This window comes from Salipiger abyssi, assembly GCF_017311415.1.
Lineage (GTDB): Bacteria > Pseudomonadota > Alphaproteobacteria > Rhodobacterales > Rhodobacteraceae > Salipiger > Salipiger abyssi_A.
Genome location: NZ_JAEKIS010000020.1, coordinates 18,403 through 38,738 on the forward strand (window position 1 = coordinate 18,403; position 20,336 = coordinate 38,738).

Below are 20,336 nucleotides of genomic sequence, written 5' to 3' on the forward strand. Positions count from 1 at the left end.
TCAATCGTGGCGCTGTTTTGGCAGGAAATCAGTGGGGTTTGAGGGACAATTGCGCCAGTTTGTCCCGAATTCGGTGCCAATCTTCGGGTTTTGTTTCCGCATCCGAGACAGTTTCCCCGGACTCGGTCAGTGACCGGGGAAGTGCCGTGCCCGCAGCGCGGGCAAATCCATGCGCCGGCGCCGCAGCAACCCATGCGCCGCGAGCCGTTCTATCAGCGCCGGCGTCGCGGTGCAGACCTCTTCGTAGAAGCGCCGCAGCGCCGTCTCGCCGCCCTCTGCCTCGATCATCGCAAAGAGATCATGCAGGTTGACCGCGCCGCTCTGGCGGACCTGCGGTTTCAGCTCGGCCCGGTAGGAGCCCTGCGCCATTCGGAAACGGTAGAGGCGCAGGAAATGCCCCCAGTCTGCGGCGTGGAAATGGCCCAGCTCGGTCTCGGGCAGCGGCTCTTCGCCGGGGTTCGACACGCCGTCGAGCTGCACATTGTGGATCCTGATCTGCAAACCCTTGGTGCCGGGGCGGAAGAACAGCTTGCCGGCCACATGGCTGAGGAACCCGCCCGAGAGATGCCGGCCCCATTCGGCAAAGCAGGCCTCGGCGGCGCGCTGGCGGGTGCTCTGATCGAGATGGAAGGCCTTGAAGGCCACCTCTTCGCCCGGGGCGGTGGCCAGCGCCTCGACGGGCCTCACCCTGGCGCAGAGGCAGGTCTCGGGCAGGGCGGCGAGCTGCTCGGCCAGCGGTCGGGCGGGCAGCAGGAACTCGTCGGTGTCGATATGGGCGAGCCAGTCCACCTCCGGCTTGCGGTTGTTGGCGTGGCGGGCATTGGCGCCCTGACGCACCTGATGTTTCTTCGGACGGCCGTTGCGCTTTTCCCACCAGGCGGCATCGGTGCGAAAGACCCGCAGCCTGGGATGGGCGGAAAGCACCGCCTGCGCCTCGGGCATGTCGGCGTCGAGATAGAGATAGATCCGGTGCGCGCCGAGCTCGAGATGCCAGGCGGCGAAGTCGAGGATCTCGGGCAGGGCGGCATTGGTGGTGGTGACGGTGCCCCAGCGGATCATGGCCGCGCCCCAAAGACCCGCGCCACGGCGGCGTCGGGATCGAAATCGCGGCTCAGCAGCATGTCATGCGCGGCGAGTTTTTCGCGCAGCTCCGGCGTATCGGCGCAGACCTCGTCAAAGAGCAGCCGCAGCCCGGCCTCGCCCTCTTCCTCGGCGAGAAACCCGATAAGATCGGCCTGACCCATCTCGGGCCGGGAGGAGCGCGCGCGGTAAGAGCCCTTGTCGCGGCGAAAGGCGAGATGGGTGAGGAAATGTTCCCAGCTCGGCGCGTGCAGATGCGCGAGGTGGATATCGGCGGGCTTGGCGCGGTTGCTGGCCTCCTCGCCGCGATATTTCAGCGTGTGGATGCCGAGGCGGGTGTCGGGAATGCCGGTGCGGGCAAAGACCTTGCCCGAGCTGTGGCTGAGAAACCCGCCATAGAGATGCAGCCCGAAGGTGGGGTAGATCTCCTGCAACACCGCTTTCGGCTGGCCGGCCTGGCGGTGGGTCAGCTTGAAATGCTGCGGTGGGCCGTCGTCTCGCGCCAGCGCCTCGGCGGGGGCGATGCGGGCCAGCGCGTGGCGGGGAGAGATATCGGCGAGGATCCCGGACACGGGGCGGTCGGGCAGCAGGAACTCGTCGACGTCGATATGGCCGAGCCAGTGCAGGCTGTCGGCGGTCTCGCGCAGGGCGCGGGTGGCGTTATGCGCCTGGCGCAGTTGGTGCGCCTCCATGCGCGGCTTGCCACTGGCCTGCCAATAGGCGGCGTCGCATTGGGTGATGTGGATGCTTGGGTGGCGCGAGAGAAAGGCCACGGTCTCGGCCTCGGGCGCGTCGAGATAGATATGCAGCGCCTCGGCGCCCAGCTCGATGTGATGCGCGGCGAAACGGGCGATCTGCGGCAGCGGCGCCCGGATGGTCGAGACGAGGCCCCAGTTGAGGGTATCTTGCGTAAGGCCGCGCTGCGCCGCGGGCACCGGTGCGGGGTTGTCGCCGCGCGTGGGCGTTGCAGGCGCCTTGCGCGCATCGGAGCGGGATTTGCGGGCGCGCATGGTCATGAGGCGGCGGAACAGCGTGCGCTCGTCATGGATCAGCAGATCCAGCAGGTGATGGGCGAGGGGGCGGATCACCGGATCGTCCTCGGCCTCGGTCCAGAGCCGCCCGATCATGTTCACGTCGAGCCCGCCATTGGCGATGGCATAGGCGTCCATCTCCATCGGCAGCGGGCCGCGCGCCTTCTGGTCAAGTGGAAAGGGCCGGTCGGCGTTGAGCCCGGAATAGAGTCGCTCGCTCTCGTAGAGCTTCATCGTGCCGAAGAGCACGGTGAGCGCCAGCCCGACAGAGCGCTGCGTGGGGGTGGTGCCGTGATCGCCGAAGGTGGTGATGGCAGAGACCAGCCAGCGCTGGTTGAGGTGATCCAGCAGATGCGGGCCCTGTTCCGCCCAGAGCCGCTGGAACAGCGCGGGGATATGCGCGGGGAAGTCGCGCTTGCGCAGATGCGCGACGAGGAGTGCGTTCAGAAACACCAGCTCGCTTTCGCCGGTCAGTTCCTTGCGCAGCGCGTGGCGCTTGCGGTGATAGGAGGAGCGGAAGGGCGGCGCCTCGGCTGGGTCGTCATCGGGATCGGTGACGATCCGCGCGGCCAGCGACGCGAGGTCGAGATCGGCGGCGGGTGGCGCCTCGGTCTCGGCATAGGCGAGGGCGTCGCGCCGTCCCTCCATCTGGGTCAGCACGGCGGCGATCCCGCCGGGCCAGGTCGGGCGCTTGCCGCCGCTATCGTTGTCGCTGCTCATGGCGTGGAGAGTGGCGCGTCGCGCGCGGCCGCGCAATCGGGCGCTGCGCCTTTATCGCGCGGTGGTGCAGCGGCGCCGCTCCTTGCCCGTTGCCGGGCGCCTCGCTGGGATGCGGTTAGAGCCGTTCGTAATCGCCCAGCATGGTCGGGCAGCGGCGATGGGCGTTGGTGAGCCCGATCTCGGCGCCGTTGAGGATCAGGTGCCAGGTCGGCTTGTAGCCGGGCACCTGCGCGCGGGAATAGGAGCAGCCGCCGGGTGTGACATAGGTCTGCCCCTGATAGCCGGCGCCGGGGCCGGGGTTGCGGGCATTGGATTGCAGGCTCTTGTGTTTGCCGCCGAAAAATCCGTTGCCGGCCTCGGCGGCGGGCAGGGCAAAGAGCGTGGCGGCGGCGAAGGCGAGCGCGAAAACGCGGATCATCTCGGATACTCCCGAAGGTTGCGGTTACACTCAGACTCCGCCTGAAACGTGAACGCGGGCTTCAAATTTCAAATGCGCGGCATTTTCGGGCCGCCCGCCTCCGGGCTTGGCAAAGCCCGCGCTTTGCGGCAGAGGAACGCGCATGAGCACCACATCCTTCAGCCTCACCGCCACCGATGGCGCCGCCCGCACCGGCGTGATCTCGACCCCGCGCGGCGAGATCCGCACGCCCGCCTTCATGCCCGTGGGCACTGCCGCGACGGTCAAGGCGATGCTGCCCGAGAATGTCCGCGCCACCGGTGCCGACATCCTGCTGGGCAACACCTATCATCTGATGCTGCGCCCGACCGCCGAGCGCATCGCGCGGCTGGGGGGGCTGCACAGGTTCATGAACTGGGAACGTCCGATCCTCACGGATTCCGGCGGCTTTCAGGTGATGAGCCTCGCCGGGCTGCGCAAGCTCACCGAGGAGGGGGTGAGCTTCAAGAGCCATATCGACGGCTCGAAACACATGCTTTCGCCTGAGCGCTCGATGGAGATCCAGCGGCTGCTGGGCTCGGATATCGTCATGGCCTTCGACGAATGCCCGGCGCTGCCCGCCGACCGCAAGCGCATCGAGGAGAGCATGCGGCTGTCGATGCGATGGGCGCAGCGCTCGCGCGATGCCTTTGGCGACCGGCCGGGGCATATGCTTTTCGGCATCATGCAGGGCGGGCTCGAGCGTGACATGCGCGAGGAAAGCGCAAAGGCGCTGACCGCCATCGGCTTCGACGGCTATGCGGTGGGCGGTCTGGCGGTGGGCGAGGGGCAGGAGGCGATGTTCTCGTGCCTCGATTACGCGCCCGGGTTCCTGCCGCAGGACAAGCCGCGCTATCTCATGGGGGTGGGCAAGCCCGACGATATCGTCGGCGCGGTCAAGCGCGGCATCGACATGATGGATTGCGTGCTGCCCACGCGCTCCGGGCGCACGGGGCAGGTCTTTACCCGCCACGGCGTGGTGAACATCAAGAACGCCCGCCACGCGGACGACCCGCGCCCGCTGGACGAAAACTGCTCCTGCCCGGCCTGCACCAGCTATTCCCGCGCCTATCTGCACCATGTGTTCCGCGCGCAGGAGATGATCTCGGGCATGCTGCTGAGCTGGCACAACCTGCAATATTTCCAGGACATCATGGCCGGCATGCGCGAGGCCATCGCCGGCGGGCGCTTTGCCGAATGGGAGGCCGATTTCCATGCGGGCCGCGCCGAGGGCGATATCCCGCCGCTCTGAGACGCCTTATCGCGGTGGCAACTGCCCGGATTATGGGCGACAAGGCGGGTTTTCGAAGGAAAAGCGCGGGAAGCGGCGGGACGCGTCATTGCGGCGGCGCAGAAAGCGCCTAGGTGACTTGCCCAGTGGTGTCCCGTCGCGGACCCGGAAAGAAAGGACGTCAGTCATGACCGAAGCACTCTTTACCCCCTTTGCCGCCGGAGCGATCGCTTTGCAGAACCGCATCGTCATGGCCCCGCTCACCCGCAACCGTGCCGATGACGAAACCGGCTGCGTCAACGACCTGCATGTGGAATACTACCGCCAGCGCGCCGGTGCCGGGCTGCTGATCACCGAGGCGACGCAGATCTCGCCGGTGGGCAAGGGCTATATCCAGACCCCGGGCATCCACAGCGAGGCGCAGGTGGCGAGCTGGAAGCGCGTCACCGATGCGGTGCACGAGGCCGGCGGCAAGATCGTCGTGCAGCTCTGGCATGTGGGGCGGATCTCGCACAATTCGCTGCAACCGGGCGGGCAGGCGCCGGTGGCGCCCTCGGCCATCGCGGCCGACAGCATGACCTTTACCCAGGCGGGGTTCGAGAAGACCTCCGAGCCGCGCGCGCTGAGCGTCGAGGAGATCGCCGCCACCGTCGCCGATTTCCGCCATGCCGCGGCGCTCGCCATCGAGGCCGGGTTCGACGGGGTCGAGGTGCACGGTGCCAACGGCTATCTCATCGACCAGTTCCTCAAGACCGGCGCCAACCAGCGCGAGGATGACTATGGCGGGTCCATCGAGAACCGCGCGCGTTTCCTCTTCGAAGTGCTGGATGCGGTGACCGATGAGATCGGCGGCGACCGCACCGGGCTGCGCCTGTCGCCCTTCAGCCCCGCTAACGGCATTTCCGACGAGGATCCGCAGGCGGATTTCGAATATGTGGTGCCGAAGCTCAACGCCTATGGGCTGGCCTATCTGCATGTGGTCGAGGGCGCCACCGGCGGCGCGCGCGAGCTGCCCGAGGGCCAGAGCTTTGCCGCGCTGCATGCGCTCTACGAGGGGTCGTATATGGCCAATAACGGCTATGACCGGGCGATGGCCATCGAGGCGGTGCGCGACGGTGCGGCGGATCTGGTGGCCTTTGGCCGGCCCTTCATCGGCAACCCGGATCTGGTCGACCGGCTGTTCCGCGACGCGCCGCTGAACGAGCCCGACCGCGACTCGTTCTATGGCGGTGGCGCCAAGGGCTATGTCGACTACCCGACGCTGGAAGACGAAACCGCCTGAGCGCGGTTTTCAGGCTCGCAAGGTTGACTAGCCGGCGCTTCACAGTGCCGGCCGGTTGCGTTTCTGAGGCCCGTATTAAGGGCTGGCCGGGGAGCGGCCGCCAAAGAGCCGCCCCGCCAGCCAAAACAGGCCGCGAAAGATCAGCACGCCCAGCAGCCCGGCCACCACCACCACGGCGATATCGCCCTCCGGTGTGAACGGGTCCACATAGATCAGCATGCCGAGCGCGAAGAGCGCCGCCGCGATCAGCGCCGAAGGCAGGGAGTTCAGTTTCTCAAGCATCGCCGCTCTCCTTTCCGCCGAGACCGAAAAACAGCTTGGCGCCGCGCCAGATCGCCGGCCCATGGGTGTCGGCGGCATCGCGCAGGGTGCGGCGGATGCGCTCGTGCAGGGGCATGCCGGTCCAGAAATCCTCGCGCCGCTCGACCTGGCGCATCCAGCGGCGGAACCGCTCGCGCGCGGCGCCGGCGCTGGAGACATCGGTGAGATCGGCCATCAGCACCCGCGCGTTCTCCTTGGGAAAGCCCGATCCCGGCGCCCAGGCCAGCAGGAAGGGGCCGGGTTCGTCGGCGATGTCTATGCCTGCGGCAATGGCCGCCTTGATATGGCGCTGCGCCTCGAAGAGCCCGTAATTCGGCACCGCCTTTTCGCAGGTGCGCGACCGGGCGATCCGGTTTGCCTCTGCCGCCTGACCGCGTGTGCGCATCGGCCAGATCGTCACCACCTCCTGCTTTTCGCTGTCGACCGGCACCGCGATTTCGGAGCTGTGCGGGATCGTGCCGAGGAAGGCGTTGCAGAACATCATGCCGCGCGCCAGCGTGTCGCCCTCCGGACGCTCGGGAAACGCCAGGATGCCATAGGCGAGATAACCGCCGGGCGGAACCTCATCAGGGCCCACGAAGAGGCGGCTGGCGATGATGTCCAGCCGCGCGCCGCCGCTATTGGCACTCGCCACCTCTTCCTCGGGGGCCGGCACCAGGATCGGCTCTTCCGTGCCGGGCGTGGGCAGCATCACCGGTGGCGGCGGGTCGTCATCCGCTGACGCGATCGCGCCGCCGGGGTAGCTGTAAGTCTCATAGGAACTGCCGCCTCCTACGGAGTTCCAAGAGTTGTTACCGCTTTCGGTCCGCAGCTCGCTCAGCACCGCCGGATCGCTCCAATCGATAGATGCAGGGTCGCGGGCGGTGTCGATCTCGGGCGCTTCGGTCTGCAATTCGAAGCTTCTGGTCGGGCGCATCACCTCGGTGGCGATGGCCAGAAGGGCGAGCGCGACGGCAATGATCGCGGCGGTTCGGAAAAATGCGGGGGCTTTGGTCATAAAAAACTCCCATAGGGTGCAACGAAATAAATATTTGCCCTTATAGCACGAGGCCTTCCCCTGCGGAAGGCGCAATGCCGCTCTGCGGCGCCGAGCCAAGTGGCGCTTGCGCCCGGGTCACCGTTTCGTCATGCTCGCTTGAACCGGAGTCGGGTCAGGTTGATTTCGCGTCGCGGTGACCCCACTTTAACCTCCGATACAGGGGATGGCGGGTGCTGCCGGAGAACCGGGGCCGGGCCGTCCTGCCAAGACGAAGGAAAGCGAATGCAACAGGCTCTCAATTCCTCTTATCCGGTGCTGCCGCTGCGCGACATCGTCGTGTTCCCGCATATGATCGTGCCGCTTTTCGTCGGGCGCGAGAAATCGGTGAAGGCGCTGGAAGAGGTGATGGCGGATGACAAGCAAATCCTGCTTGCCGCCCAGATCGACCCGGCGGTGGACGATCCCGCATCCGATGGCATCTACCGTGCCGGCGTGCTCGCCAATGTTCTGCAACTGCTCAAGCTGCCCGATGGCACCGTAAAGGTGCTGGTCGAGGGGCAGGCGCGGGTGCGTATTACTGAATACATTGAAAACGATGTGTTTTTCGAGGCGAAGGCCGAATATATCTCTGAAATGCCCGGCGATCCCGCCGCCATTCAGGCGCTGGTCCGCACCGTGGGTGAAGAGTTCGAGCGCTATGCCAAGGTGAAGAAGAACATCCCCGAAGAGGCGCTCTCGGCGGTGTCCGAGACCACCGAGCCGGCAAAGCTCGCCGATCTCGTGGCTGGTCATCTCGGCATCGAGGTGGAACAGAAGCAGGAGCTTCTGGAGACACTGCCCGTCTCCGAGCGGCTGGAGAAAGTCTATGGCCTGATGCAGGGAGAGCTGTCGGTTCTCCAGGTCGAGAAAAAGATCAAGACCCGCGTCAAGAGCCAGATGGAGAAGACCCAGCGCGAATACTATCTGAACGAGCAGATGAAGGCCATTCAGAAGGAGCTGGGCGACGGCGAGGACGGCCAGAACGAGGTCGCCGAACTCGAAGAGCGGATCAACGAGACCAAGCTCTCGAAAGAGGCGCGTGAAAAGGCCGATGCGGAGCTCAAGAAGCTGCGGAACATGTCGCCCATGTCCGCCGAGGCCACGGTGGTGCGCAACTATCTCGACTGGATGCTGAGCATCCCGTGGGGCACCAAGAGCCGGGTGAAAAAGGATCTGGGCCGCGCCCAGGATGTGCTGGATCACGATCACTATTCGCTTGAAAAGGTGAAGGAGCGGATCGTCGAGTATCTCGCTGTGCAGGCGCGCTCGCAAAAGCTGAAAGGTCCGATCCTCTGCCTCGTCGGCCCTCCGGGCGTCGGCAAGACCTCGCTTGGCAAGTCGATGGCCAGGGCCACCGGGCGCGAGTTCATCCGCATCTCGCTTGGCGGCGTGCGCGATGAATCCGAAATCCGCGGTCACCGCCGGACCTATATCGGTTCGATGCCGGGCAAGATCATCCAGGCGCTGAAAAAGGCCAAGACCACGAACCCGCTCATCCTGCTCGACGAGATCGACAAGATGGGGCAGGACTTCCGTGGCGATCCGGCCTCGGCGATGCTGGAGGTGCTCGACCCCGAACAGAACGCGACCTTCGTGGACCACTATCTCGAAGTGGAATACGACCTGTCGAACGTGATGTTCGTGACCACGTCGAACTCCTACAACATGCCCGGCCCGCTGCTCGACCGGATGGAGATCATTCCGCTTTCGGGCTATACCGAGGACGAGAAGCTCGAAATCGCCAAGCGTCACCTGCTCGACAAGCAGATCAAGGCGCATGGGCTGAAAAAGGGCGAGTTCTCGGTCTCCGACGGCGCGCTCACCGACATCCTGCGCTATTACACGCGTGAGGCCGGTGTGCGGAACCTTGAGCGCGAGATCGCGCGTCTGACCCGGAAGGCGGTTACCAAGATCGTCAAGAAGGAGGCCAAGGAGGTTACCGTAACCTCTGAAAACCTTGACGATTTCCTTGGCGTGCGGAAATTCCGCTACGGTCTGGCCGAGGACGAGAACCAGGTCGGTGTGGTCACCGGGCTTGCCTATACCTCGGTCGGCGGTGACCTGCTGCATATCGAGGCGCTGAAACTGCCCGGCAAGGGGCGGATGAAGACCACCGGCAAGCTGGGCGACGTGATGAAGGAGAGCATCGAGGCGGCCTCGTCCTACGTGCGCTCCATCGCGCCGCAGATCGGGGTTAAGCCGCCGCGCTTCGACAAGTGGGATATCCACGTCCACGTCCCCGATGGCGCCACGCCCAAGGACGGGCCCTCGGCGGGTCTGGCCATGGTCACGGCCATCGTCTCGGTGCTGACCGGGCTGCCGGTGCGCAAGGACATCGCCATGACCGGCGAGGTCACCCTGCGCGGCAATGCCTCCGCCATCGGCGGGCTGAAGGAAAAGCTTCTCGCGGCGCTGCGCGGCGGGATTAAGACCGTTCTCATTCCCGAAGAGAACGAGAAGGATCTGGCCGAGCTGCCCGACAATGTGAAGGAGGGGCTGGAGATCATCCCCGTCAAGCATGTGTCGGAGGTGCTGGAGATCGCGCTGATCGGCAAGCCCGAGCCGGTGGAGTGGGACGAGGAGGCCGAAGAGGCCGCCGCGGCCCTCGCGAAATCGGAGGGCAGCGCGGCGGGAGCCGTCGCGCACTAAGCGCCGGCATGCGATTGAGACAAGGCGCCGCAAGCAATTGCGGCGCCTTTTTTGTCCGGCCTTTGTCTTGGTCTCGCAGCCGGCCCCTGCGCGATCATCCCTGGGTGGCCCGATCCTGAGGGCTCAGAGAGCGCGGCCGCCTCGCGGAAACGGCAGTCCGCTCGGACCATGCCAGGGCATACCCCGTTGACGCCGCCGCCGCTTTGCGCAATCTCTCCGTTATGACGGATCAAGATGCAGAGGCGGTGCTCGGCCGCATTCCCGGCAAGCTCAAGGAGGCGCGGCAGGCGCAGGGGCTGTCGCTCGACGCGGTGGCAAAGCTCTCCGGCGTGAGCCGCTCCATGGTCAGCCAGATCGAGCGTGGCGAGTCGAACCCCACGGTGGCGACTCTGTGGAACCTCACTCGCGCGCTTCAGGTGGATTTCGCCGGGCTGCTTGCGCTCGACGCCCCGCGCCGCGCCATCGAGGTGATCCGCGCCGATCAGGCGCCGACGATCACCGGCCATGGGCGCGGCTGCCATATCACCATCCTGTCGGAGCCCGAGAAGGTCGGGCAATACGAGATCTACGATATCCGCTTCGAGCCCGATGGTGCGCTGGAAAGCGAGGCGCACGGCCCCGGCGCGCGCGAACATCTCACGGTGCTGGAGGGCGCGCTCGCCGTGCGCTCGGGCGAGACCGAAGAGCTGCTGCGCCCTGGCGACACCGCCCGCTATGCCGCCGATCTGGCGCATGCGATCCGCGATGCCGGAGAGGGCGCGCGCTGTTTTCTGATCGTGGAGACGCCATAGCGGACATATTTCCGCGATAGCGTATCTTTTATATTGACCAAAAATCCGTAATTGCGGACAAAGAGGCGATCCACACAAAAGGAGTCGCCCCATGTCCGATGCTTTCCTGACCCATCTGCGCGAGACGCTTGGCCGGATCGAGGCCGAGGGGATGATGAAATCCGAGCGCGAGATCACCTCGCCGCAGGGCGCGCGGGTCGCTGTGGCCGGGCGCGACCTCATCAATCTCTGCGCCAACAATTACCTCGGGCTCGCCGATCACCCGGCGCTGATCGCGGCGGCGATGCAGGCGATGGCGGATCACGGCTATGGCATGGCCTCGGTGCGCTTCATCTGCGGCACGCAGGATCTGCACCGGGCGTTGGAGCAGCGACTGGCGGCCTATCTCGGCACCGAGGACAGTATCCTGTTCGCCGCCTGTTTCGACGCCAATGGCGCGCTGTTCGAGCCGCTGCTGGGGCCGGAGGACGCGGTGATCTCGGATGCGCTCAACCATGCCTCGATCATCGACGGTATCCGGCTCTGCAAGGCAAAGCGCTATCGCTACGCCAATTCCGACATGGCGGATCTGGAGGCGCAGCTACAAGCCGCCCGCGCCGATGGCGCGCGGCATATCATGATTGCCACCGACGGGGTGTTCTCGATGGACGGCTATCTCGCGAAGCTGCCCGAGATCCGCGCGCTGGCCGACCGCTACGATGCGCTGGTGATGGTGGACGATTGCCACGCCACCGGTTTCATGGGGCCGAAGGGGCAGGGCACGCCCGCGCATTTCGGCATCCGCGCGGATATTCTCACCGGCACGCTGGGCAAGGCGCTCGGCGGCGCGCTTGGCGGCTATATCGCCGGGCCGCAGCCGGTGGTCGATCTGCTGCGCCAGCGCGCGCGGCCCTATCTCTTTTCCAACGCTCTGCCGCCGGCGGTGGTGGCCGCGGGGCTCGCGACGCTCGATCTGGTCGAACAGGGCGACGAGCTGCGGGCAAGGCTCTTTGACAATGCGCGCCACTGGCGGGCGGGGCTCACCGAGGCGGGGTTCGATCTGCTTGATGGCGAGCACCCGATTATCCCGGTCATGCTTTACGATGCGCGCAAGGCGCAGGCCATGGCGCAGCGGCTCTATGAGCTGGGCGTCTATGTCTCGGGGTTCTTCTTCCCGGTGGTGCCCAAGGGCCGCGCCCGCATCCGCACCCAGATGAGCGCGGGGCTGAGCCGGGACGATCTCGACGAGGCTCTGACCGCCTTCACGCAGGCGGGCCGCGATACCGGAGTGCTGTCATGACCAACCAGATGATCGCATTGGAGAAATCGAAACCCGAGCCCGGGCTCTGGCAGGTCGAGGCGCCGGTGCCCGAGATCGGGTCGGAGGATGTGCTGATCCGGGTCAACAAGACCGGCATCTGCGGCACCGATATCCATATCTGGAACTGGGACGACTGGGCGCGGCGCACGGTGCCGGTGCCGCTGATCACCGGGCACGAGTTCGCCGGCGAGATCGTCGAGCTGGGCCGCGACGTCAGCGGGCTGGAGATCGGCCAGCGCTGTTCCGGCGAGGGCCATCTAATCGGGCGCCACAGCCGCCAGAGCCGGGCGGGACGGTTCCATCTCGACCCTGAGACGCGCGGCATCGGGGTGAACGAGCAGGGCGCCTTTGCCGAATATCTGCGCCTGCCCGCCTTCAACGTGGTGCCGCTGCCCGACGCGGTGGATGACGAGATCGGCGCGATCCTCGATCCGCTGGGCAATGCGGTGCACACCGCGCTGAGCTTCGATCTGGTGGGCGAGGACGTGCTGATCACCGGCGCCGGTCCCATCGGCATCATGGCGGCGGCGGTGGCGCGCCATGTGGGGGCGCGGCATGTGGTGATCACCGATGTGAACCAGACGCGGCTCGATCTGGCCGCGCGGGTCGCCGATGTGGTGCCGGTCAATGTGGCACGGGAGGATCTGCGCGATGTGGTCGGGCGGCTGAAGATGCGTGAGGGCTTTGATGTGGGGCTGGAGATGTCGGGCAGTCAGGCGGCGCTCGACCAGATGGTTGAGCGCCTGGTGATGGGCGGGCGCATCGCGCTGCTCGGCATCCCGCCGGGCAAGAGCCCGGTGGACTGGTCGCGCATCGTCTTCAAGGCGATCACGCTCAAGGGCATCTACGGGCGCGAGATCTTCGAGACCTGGTACAAGATGATCGCCATGCTGGAGAACGGGCTCGATATCCGCGCGGTGATCACCCACCGCTTTGCCGCGCGCGATTTCCGCGACGGTTTCGAGACCATGCGCGGCGGCGCCTCGGGCAAGGTGGTGCTCGACTGGCGACGCTGAGCCGAACTGAGCGTAGCGGGCGGGCAGAAATGCCCGTCCGGGCAAAATGCTGCGGCGCCAGCACTTTCCCCCGGCGCGGTGGCGGACTAGATTGCCGGTCATGACCGTTCAGCCTCCCGCGAAGCTGCCCGATACCGACGGGCTGATTGCCTGCCCGTCCTGCGACGCGCTGCATCTGCTGCGCGATGTGCAGCCGGGCGAGACGGCGCGCTGCGTGCGCTGCCACGCGGTGCTGGAGGCGCCGCGCAACACGGCGATGACGCGGATCATCATGCTGGCGCTTGCGGCGCTGATCCTGATGGTGGCGGCGATCTTCTTTCCCTTCCTGGAGCTGGAGGCGGCGGGGCGCATCCACCGGAGCTCGCTGCTCGATACGGTGATGGCGTTTTCCTCCGGCCTGACCGCGCCGCTGACCTTCGCCATGGCGGCGCTGATCGTGATCCTGCCGGTGATCCGCTTTGTCGCGCTGATCTATGTGCTGGCGCCGATGGCCTTCGGCTGGCGCCCGGCGCCGCATGCGGAGCCGGCGTTCCGGCTGGCCGAGATGCTGCGGCCCTGGGCCATGGCCGAGATCTTTATCGTCGGCGTCGCGGTGGCGCTGGTCAAGGTGGCGGGGCTGGCGCATGTGTTCATCGGCCCGGCCTTCTGGGCCTTCGTGGCACTGGTCGTGGTGACCGTGCTGAAAGACAACTTCATGAGCAGGGTGACCGTATGGAAGACGCTGGAAGCGCGCCGCAACGGGTCTTGACCGCGAAGGCGGCGGGGCTGGTCGGCTGCACCCAGTGCGGCCGCGTTCACGCGTCCGGCGTGACCACCTGCACCCGCTGCGGCGCCCCGGTGTCGAGCCGCGACGGCACCAGCGTGCAGCGGGTCTGGGCCTGGCTCTTTGCCGGGCTGGTGGTCTACATCCCGGCCAATATCTACCCGATGCTGCGCACCACGCTGCTGGGCAAGACCACGGAGAGCACGATTTTCGGCGGGGTGGTGGACCTTGTGCATCACGGCTCCTACGGTGTGGCGACCATCGTCTTCGTGGCGTCGATCATCATTCCGGTCGCCAAATTCATCGCCATCGCCTATCTGGCGCTGAGCGTGGAGCGCCGTGTCAGCCTGTCGGCGCATAAGCGGCATGTGCTGTTCGAAGTGGTGGAATTCATCGGGCGCTGGTCGATGATCGACGTCTTCGTGGTGGCGATCCTGTCGTCGCTGGTGCAGCTGGATTTCGCGGCGCAGATCAATCCCGGGATCGCGGCGGTGAGCTTCGCGCTTTCCGTTGCATTCACGATGATTTCGGCCCAGAGCTTTGACCCGCGTCTCATCTGGGACGCGGACGGGGAGTAAAGACCTATGAGTGACCCGCGCCCGGCGGATATGGAGATCGAAGGCCCGAAGCGGTCGATCTGGCGAAACCTTTCGCTGGTCTGGCTTGTGCCTTTCGCGGCGCTGGCGGTGACGCTGCTCATCGCCTGGCAGAGCTGGGCCGAGCGCGGCGCCCGCATCGAGATCCATTTCGAGAACGCCGCAGGCGTTGTGCCCGAGGAGACCGCGATCCGCTATCGCGACGTGAGCGTCGGCTTTGTCGAGGCGGTGGAGTTCTCAGGCGACCTGACATCGGTCATCGTGAGCGCGCGGATCGACAACACGGTGGCGGAGTCGCTGCCGGCGGATGCGCAGTTCTGGGTGGTGCGTCCGGAGGTCAGCGCCTCCGGCATCACCGGCCTCTCAACAGTGCTTTCGGGGGTCTATATCGAGGCGGCGTTCGAGCCGCAGCAGGGCGCCGAGGCCACGACTTTCGAAGGGCTGGACGAAACGCCGCTGGTCAAACCGGGAATGAAGGGCACGCGCATCGTGCTGCGTGCCTCGGACGGGACCATGCTGACCGCCGGCGCGCCGATCTTTCACCAGGGCATCGAGGTTGGGCGGATCGAGACGCCGCGGCTGCTCGATTCCGGCACCGGCGTGATCGTCGACGCCTTTATCGACGCGCCGCATGACCGCCGGATCACCACCGCGACACGGTTCTGGGATACCTCCGGGTTCGACGTCAATGTCGGCCCCAGCGGCATCAACCTCTCGGTGGGCTCGGTCGCGGCGCTGATCCGGGGCGGCATCGCCTTCGATACGGTGTTCTCGGGCGGTAGTCCGGTGCAGTCGCGCTATGTCTTCGATCTCTTCGAGGACGAAAGCGCGGCACGCGACAGCGTGTTCAGCGAATCCATCGACAATGCGGTCGATCTGGTGGTCGAGTTCGACGAATCCGTGCGCGGGCTCGAAGCCGGCTCGCCGGTCACCTATCGCGGGCTCAAGGTCGGCTCGGTCAAGGCGCTCGGCGCCTTCATCGAAGAGGTGCAGGGGGTGCAGCGGGTCAAGCTGCGCGCCTCGATCTCCATCGACCCACGCTCGCTGGGGCTGGCGCCCGAGGCGCCGCAGGCCGAGACCATCGCCTTTCTCGCCGAGGCTGTACAGCAGGGGCTGCGCGCGCGGCTGGCGGCGCAGGGGCTGTTCAGCCAGGATCTTATGGTCGAGCTGGCCGAGATCCCCGACGCGGCGCCGGCGGCGCTCGGCATCTTCGACACCGAGGCGCCGGTCATTCCCTCGGTGACCTCCGATCTGCCGGATGTGGCCGCGACCGCCGAGGGGCTGTTCCAGCGCATCGACAACCTGCCGGTCGAGGAGCTGATGGAACAGGCCATCGCCACGCTCGCCTCTATCGAGAACCTTGCCGGCGACGAGGATCTGCGCAGCGCGCCGGGTGCTTTCACCGCGCTGATGGACGATGCGCGCGGGCTGATCGGCGGCGAGGCGGCGCAGGCTCTGCCGGGCGAGCTGACCGCCGCCGTGGGCGAGCTGCGCGGCATCGCCGAGGATCTGCGCGCCGCCGATATGGTCGGCAAGCTGGTCGAGGCGCTGGAAAACGCCTCCGCCGCCACCGAGACGGTGAGCGCGGTGGCCGACGAGTTCTCTGCCGCCACCGGCGAGGTGCCCGATCTCATCAGCGATCTGCGCCAGCTCACCGCCAAGGCCAATGCGATGGAGATCGACGCCTTTGTCGCCGCCGCCACCGATCTGCTCGACAGTGCCGACCGGCTGATCGACAGCGACGACACCCGCGCGCTGCCGGGCAGCCTGTCGGAGGCGCTCGACGAGGTGCGCGCGGTGTTGGCGGAGCTGCGCGAGGGCGGGGTGGTCGAGAATGCCAACGCCACGCTGGCCTCGGCCAGCGATGCCGCCGCCGCCATCGAAGAGGCCGCCGAGAGCCTCCCCAGCCTCTCGGCCCGCATCGAGCGGCTGGTGGGCCAGGCGGAGATCGTGGTGCAGAGCTATGGCGACAATTCCAGCTTCAACCGCGAGACCGTCTCGGCCCTGCGCGAGGTGCGCGAAGCCGCCGCCGCGCTCTCCAAGCTCGCCCGCGCCATCGAGCGCAATCCCAATTCCCTCCTGTTCGGACGCTGAGCCATGTATCGCATTCTGCCCTTCGCCGCCCTGATCCTCGCCGCCTGTTCCGGTGCCGAGCCGCGCTATCTCATCGAGCCGCCGGTGCAGGCGTCGAGCGCGCGGCTGCGCGTGGCGACGCTTGAGGTGCGCGAGGTCTCGCTGCCGGCCTATGCGGAGGCCTCGGAGATCGTGCTCGAGGGCGAAGACGGCGGGCTCACGCAGATCGACAACGCGCTCTGGGCAGACGATCCGGCGCGCGCGGTGACGCTGGCCATCGCCGACCATATCGGGCGCGCCTCCAATGCGACGGTCGCGGCAGAGCCCTGGCCGCTGGAGGAAGACGCGCAGGCGGCGGTGCAGGTGACGGTGGCGCAGATGGTGGCGCGAGCCGACGGCACGGTGGCGCTCAGCGGACAATACGCGATTTCGTCCTATGACCGGGTGGTACGTGAGCGCATCGAGCGGTTTGCGATCTCGGTGCCGCTGTCCGAGGCCACTCCTGCGGGCATCGCACAGGCCACCGGCGCGGCGATTGCGCAGCTTTCGGCGGAGATCACGGCAAGCTTGTCGCGGTAGTTTGGTGTGGTGGCGGTGGGCAGATTGCCCACCCTACAGAGGCCCGAGCGCGGCACGAGCCCGAAGGGCGCCGCGCCGCATCTCGGCTTTACCCCCGGCTGTCGGGCAGCGAGATATTCGCCACCTGCTCGGCGATGGGATCGGTGGAAAGCGGATGCCGTTCCTGCTCGTATTCCTCGGGGTCTTCCATGCGTTCCCAGCTGCCGCGGCGATAGACCTCCAGCGCACCGAACTGCGCCTTGTAGCCCATCTTGGGGCTGCCGGGCACCCAGTAGCCGAGATAGACATAGGGCAGGCCGGCCTCGCGCGCGATCTCCACATGATCGAGGATCATCCAGGTGCCGAGGCTCTTGCGCTGCAATTCCGGCTCGTAGAACGAATAGACCATCGACACGCCGTCATCGAGCACATCGGTCAGGCACACCGCCTTGAGCGCGCCGCTGGCGGTGTCGCTGTATTCCACCACGCGCGAGCGGATCGGCGTCTCCTCGATCATCGCGGCGAATTCGAAGATATCCATATCCGCCATGCCGCCATCGGCGTGGCGCGCGTCGAGATAGCGCCGGAAGAGCGCATATTGCTCCTCCGTGGCCCAGGGGCTTGAGGCGCGCCGCGCGAGGTTGGCATTGCGCTTGAGCGTGCGGCGCTGGCTTTTCGACGGTTCGAACCGGCGCACGTCGATCCGCGCCGAGAGACAGGCCGAGCAATCCGAGCAGGAGGGCCGGTAGAGCACGTTCTGCGACCGGCGAAAGCCCTGTTTCGACAGGCTGTCGTTCAGCTTTTCCGCGCTGTCGCCCTGAAGGGCGGTGAACAGCTTCCGCTCCATCCGGCCCGGAAGATAGGGGCAGGGTTGCGGGGCTGTCACATAGAACTGCGGCGCGAGTGGCAGCGAATGGCGCATTTGTATCCTGTCGGCAGAGACGTCGCGAAACCGTAGCAACGAATCGGAAACCCGCCAACCCCCCAGACAGGCCGGGAGAGGCGGGTTTTCACAAGTCTTTCCAGAATGCTGCTCCGGATGCGGCAATCAGGCCCGCTTGTTGAGCGCGACGGTGCCGAGCATCAGGTCGGTGAGCCCCTGGCCGCGTTCGGTGGCGAACATGCAGACGATGGAGATCAGTTGCAGCGGCGCCACGGAAACCGAGACCGTATAGCCCAGCGTGTGCAGGAAGGCCTGGCCGAGATCCAGCCGCTGGCCGCGCCAGTCGCGGAACTCGATCGCCATCATGCGCATGCCCCAGGTCGCCGAGCCGTTGGCGATGGTGGCGACGCGGTAGGCGAAGCTGACCAGCATCCACAGCGCGAAGAACACGAAGGCGCCGAGGAAGGCGGTCAGCACCAGCGCCACCGCCACCAGCACCGTCACGATGATCGAGTCGATCACCCAGGCGAGGCCGCGCTTGATGGTCACGCTGTCGTAAAAGGCGCTCTGACGCACCGGATCGGGCAGCTGGCTATAGGGCTCGTCGGAATACATTCGGGGTCTCTCTGGGCCTTGGGGGGGAGGGATTGTGGGGAAGTGTAGCCCATGGCCCCGGGTCGGGGCCATGGCGGAGGCGCCTCAGGCGTCCTCTTTCTCGTCTTTCACGTCCTGCGCAGACGTGGCGCGCTCGTCCATGAACTGGTCGAACTCGGACTTGTCGCGGGCTTCGCGCAGACGCTGGAGGAATTCCTCAAAGCTCTTCTGCTCGTCTTCGAGCCGACGCAGCGTGTCGGCCTTGTAGGCGTCGAAGGCAGAGTTGCCGGACGGACGCATGGCGTTGAAGCCGTGGCGGTAGCTTTGGCAGTTGCCACGGTTGCGGGCGCGGTTTTGACGGCAGGATGCTCCGAACATGCGTTTGCTCCAGATCATATAAGCAAGAAGGAAGAGGCCGATCGGCCAGAAGAAGACGAAGCCAAGCACCATGGCCACGATCCATGCGGGTCTGCCACGGTCGTCGAGCCAGGCCTCGGCACGCTTGAGCCAGCCGGGATTGGCGGGGCGGGCTTCATAGTGAACAGCGGCGGTCATTAGCGGGTCCTTTGTCTCTCGTTGTGGATGTGAATGTCTTTCACATTGATAAAGATCGGGGTTGCAGGGTCGGTTATCAAGGGTTGATGTGAATGATTTTTACATTTTCTTGTATAGTTATTTTTTATCAAGTTGTTATGGCGGAAATTTAGGCCGTTTCCCGCCCGATCTCAGGCGTCAGAGGCGCGGTTTTCGTCCCGTCCTGGTGGAAACCCCGTGCCCCGACGAACGGTTTCCGCCCGCTGAGGCTCAGTCGAGATCCAGATCCACCCAGATGCCGTGATGGTCTGAAGCGGCATAAAGCGGCTTGGTCAGTTCCGGATACATCTCCCAGCGGTGCGAGGCGGTGAACACGCCCTTGCGGTAGATGCCGCCACGGATCACCCGGGCCCAGAGCGCGGGCGAGAGCAGGATATAGTCGATCTTCCTGCTGTCGGCGCCGGTGCCGAAGGTGCCGATGCCGCGATCTCCGGTCGAGGCGTCGAACTCGAACTCGGTGAAATGCGGATGATCGGTGATTTCCCGCAGCGAGGTGCCGAGCAACGGTTGCAGTTCCTCGCTGTCGGGCGTGTCGTTCAGATCGCCCAGCACGATCACATTCTCGATGCCGTCGCCGAGCAGCCGCTCGTAATACTGTGCGGTAAAGCGCGCCTGCGCCGCGCGTTTGTCTTTCGAGGCCTGGTTGTTGCCGCCATATTTGGATTTGAAGTGGTTGGGCAGCACCGCGATCCTCTCGCCGCCCGGCGTTTGCAGGATATATTCCGGGCAGTCGCGGGAAAACACGGTGCGGCCGTTCTCCTCCTCGTCCACATGGCTGCGCATGGAGGGGATGGAAAACCCGTCCTTTGCCATGATGCCCACGTCGATGCCGCGCCGGTCATTGCCGTCGATCACCATCATATGGCGATAGCTGTGCCCGGCGAGCGGGGCATAGATGAAATCGTGGAACTCGGTCAGCACGGGCCGGCTCTCGATCTCGACCAGGGCGAGGATATCGGCCTGCATGTCGCGGATCATGCGCGCCGTCATGGTGATCGCCTCTTCCTCGACGCGCGCGGTTTTCAGTTCTACCCAACCGACCCAGTCGTCGCGGCCATCGGCGTCGATGCGCACCGGGCCGTTTCGGGGCCGGGTGACGATCTTGCCACGGATCTTGCGCAGCCAGACAAACGCGCCCTCGTCGCGTTTCAGGATGCCGAGCAGATCCATGAGCGCCAGCATTCGGGCTTTGTCAGCGGCGCTGTAGACCGGTTTCTCGAAGAGGGTGTTGAGCTCCGCATGAGCCTCGAGCACCGCCTTATGCGTTTCGGGCTCGTCGTCGTTAAAGGCTTTGATGCGATCAAATAGGTTTTCGACGTTGAAGGCGGCAATACGCATAAACACTCTCCTCAACCAATGGGAGAAGGGTCTCACAGGACTCCCGTCCGCTCAAGTGAAGA

The 20,336-nt window shown here is 65.9% G+C and carries 19 protein-coding genes; 10 read left to right on the top strand and 9 right to left on the bottom strand.

Features of this window, described 5'->3' with window-relative positions:
- Window positions 1–126 precede the first annotated feature (126 nt).
- The 3 genes from I6N89_RS20780 to I6N89_RS20790 all read right to left on the bottom strand — a co-directional run bounded on the left by I6N89_RS20780 (window position 127) and on the right by I6N89_RS20790 (window position 3,249).
- Window positions 127–1,059, bottom strand: a complete 933-nt coding sequence (locus I6N89_RS20780; RefSeq protein ID WP_207020336.1) for a glycosyltransferase family 2 protein — start codon at window positions 1,057–1,059, stop codon at window positions 127–129.
- Entirely contained in the window at window positions 1,056–2,831 is a 1,776-nt protein-coding gene (locus I6N89_RS20785; RefSeq protein ID WP_207020337.1) for a glycosyltransferase family 2 protein, read from the bottom strand. Before I6N89_RS20785 ends, I6N89_RS20780 begins: the two co-directional genes overlap by 4 nt.
- A gap of 115 nt (window positions 2,832–2,946) precedes the next feature.
- Complete coding sequence (locus I6N89_RS20790) at window positions 2,947–3,249, bottom strand: hypothetical protein (protein WP_207020338.1); 303 nt, start codon at window positions 3,247–3,249, stop codon at window positions 2,947–2,949.
- A gap of 142 nt (window positions 3,250–3,391) precedes the next feature.
- On the opposite strand from I6N89_RS20790, the gene tgt reads away from it, so the two are divergent.
- Entirely contained in the window at window positions 3,392–4,519 is a 1,128-nt protein-coding gene (gene tgt, locus I6N89_RS20795) for a tRNA guanosine(34) transglycosylase Tgt (protein WP_207020339.1), read from the top strand.
- A 166-nt stretch (window positions 4,520–4,685) separates the two neighbouring features.
- Complete coding sequence (locus tag I6N89_RS20800) at window positions 4,686–5,780, top strand: alkene reductase (RefSeq protein ID WP_207020340.1); 1,095 nt, start codon at window positions 4,686–4,688, stop codon at window positions 5,778–5,780.
- 75 nt (window positions 5,781–5,855) lie between these two features.
- Here the strand turns inward: I6N89_RS20800 and I6N89_RS20805 are convergent, their stop codons facing one another.
- Both I6N89_RS20805 and I6N89_RS20810 read right to left on the bottom strand, forming a co-directional pair.
- Window positions 5,856–6,062 carry a hypothetical protein gene (locus tag I6N89_RS20805; RefSeq protein WP_207020341.1) on the bottom strand — a complete coding sequence of 69 codons (207 nt, stop codon included), beginning with the start codon at window positions 6,060–6,062 and terminating at the stop codon, window positions 5,856–5,858.
- On the bottom strand, window positions 6,055–7,098 hold the full coding sequence (locus tag I6N89_RS20810) for a hypothetical protein (RefSeq protein ID WP_207020342.1): 1,044 nt from the start codon (window positions 7,096–7,098) through the stop codon (window positions 6,055–6,057). Before I6N89_RS20810 ends, I6N89_RS20805 begins: the two co-directional genes overlap by 8 nt.
- Before the next feature lie 264 nt (window positions 7,099–7,362).
- On the opposite strand from I6N89_RS20810, the gene lon reads away from it, so the two are divergent.
- From lon to I6N89_RS20850, 8 genes are all read left to right on the top strand, one after another.
- The gene (lon, locus tag I6N89_RS20815; RefSeq protein WP_207020343.1) at window positions 7,363–9,768 is read left to right on the top strand and encodes an endopeptidase La; all 2,406 of its coding nucleotides are present in this window, start codon (window positions 7,363–7,365) and stop codon (window positions 9,766–9,768) included.
- Between the two features lie 221 nt (window positions 9,769–9,989).
- On the top strand, window positions 9,990–10,559 hold the full coding sequence (locus I6N89_RS20820; protein ID WP_207020344.1) for a helix-turn-helix domain-containing protein: 570 nt from the start codon (window positions 9,990–9,992) through the stop codon (window positions 10,557–10,559).
- 91 nt (window positions 10,560–10,650) lie between these two features.
- Window positions 10,651–11,838, top strand: coding sequence for a glycine C-acetyltransferase (locus I6N89_RS20825; RefSeq protein ID WP_207020345.1), 1,188 nt, complete (start codon window positions 10,651–10,653; stop codon window positions 11,836–11,838).
- Window positions 11,835–12,875 carry an L-threonine 3-dehydrogenase gene (gene tdh / locus I6N89_RS20830; RefSeq protein WP_207020346.1) on the top strand — a complete coding sequence of 347 codons (1,041 nt, stop codon included), beginning with the start codon at window positions 11,835–11,837 and terminating at the stop codon, window positions 12,873–12,875. Before I6N89_RS20825 ends, tdh begins: the two co-directional genes overlap by 4 nt.
- Before the next feature lie 100 nt (window positions 12,876–12,975).
- The gene (locus I6N89_RS20835; RefSeq protein WP_207020347.1) at window positions 12,976–13,623 is read left to right on the top strand and encodes a paraquat-inducible protein A; all 648 of its coding nucleotides are present in this window, start codon (window positions 12,976–12,978) and stop codon (window positions 13,621–13,623) included.
- On the top strand, window positions 13,587–14,216 hold the full coding sequence (locus tag I6N89_RS20840) for a paraquat-inducible protein A (RefSeq protein WP_207020348.1): 630 nt from the start codon (window positions 13,587–13,589) through the stop codon (window positions 14,214–14,216). The genes I6N89_RS20835 and I6N89_RS20840 overlap by 37 nt, the downstream gene beginning before the upstream one ends.
- A 6-nt stretch (window positions 14,217–14,222) precedes the next feature.
- Complete coding sequence (locus I6N89_RS20845) at window positions 14,223–16,328, top strand: MlaD family protein (RefSeq protein ID WP_207020349.1); 2,106 nt, start codon at window positions 14,223–14,225, stop codon at window positions 16,326–16,328.
- 3 nt (window positions 16,329–16,331) lie between these two features.
- Window positions 16,332–16,886: a PqiC family protein gene (locus tag I6N89_RS20850; protein ID WP_207020350.1), complete on the top strand. Its 555-nt coding sequence runs from the start codon at window positions 16,332–16,334 to the stop codon at window positions 16,884–16,886.
- An 88-nt stretch (window positions 16,887–16,974) separates the two neighbouring features.
- Here I6N89_RS20850 and I6N89_RS20855 read toward each other — a convergent pair whose 3' ends face one another.
- The 4 genes from I6N89_RS20855 to I6N89_RS20870 form a co-directional block, all read right to left on the bottom strand.
- A complete protein-coding gene (locus I6N89_RS20855; RefSeq protein WP_207020351.1) occupies window positions 16,975–17,787 on the bottom strand; it encodes an arginyltransferase in 813 nt (270 codons plus the stop codon).
- 126 nt (window positions 17,788–17,913) lie between these two features.
- Window positions 17,914–18,363: an RDD family protein gene (locus tag I6N89_RS20860; RefSeq protein WP_207020352.1), complete on the bottom strand. Its 450-nt coding sequence runs from the start codon at window positions 18,361–18,363 to the stop codon at window positions 17,914–17,916.
- A gap of 84 nt (window positions 18,364–18,447) precedes the next feature.
- On the bottom strand, window positions 18,448–18,897 hold the full coding sequence (locus I6N89_RS20865; protein WP_207020353.1) for a DUF2852 domain-containing protein: 450 nt from the start codon (window positions 18,895–18,897) through the stop codon (window positions 18,448–18,450).
- Between the two features lie 249 nt (window positions 18,898–19,146).
- Window positions 19,147–20,274 (bottom strand): endonuclease/exonuclease/phosphatase family protein, encoded by a 1,128-nt coding sequence (locus I6N89_RS20870; RefSeq protein WP_207020354.1) that lies wholly within the window; start codon window positions 20,272–20,274, stop codon window positions 19,147–19,149.
- Window positions 20,275–20,336: the final 62 nt, after the last annotated feature.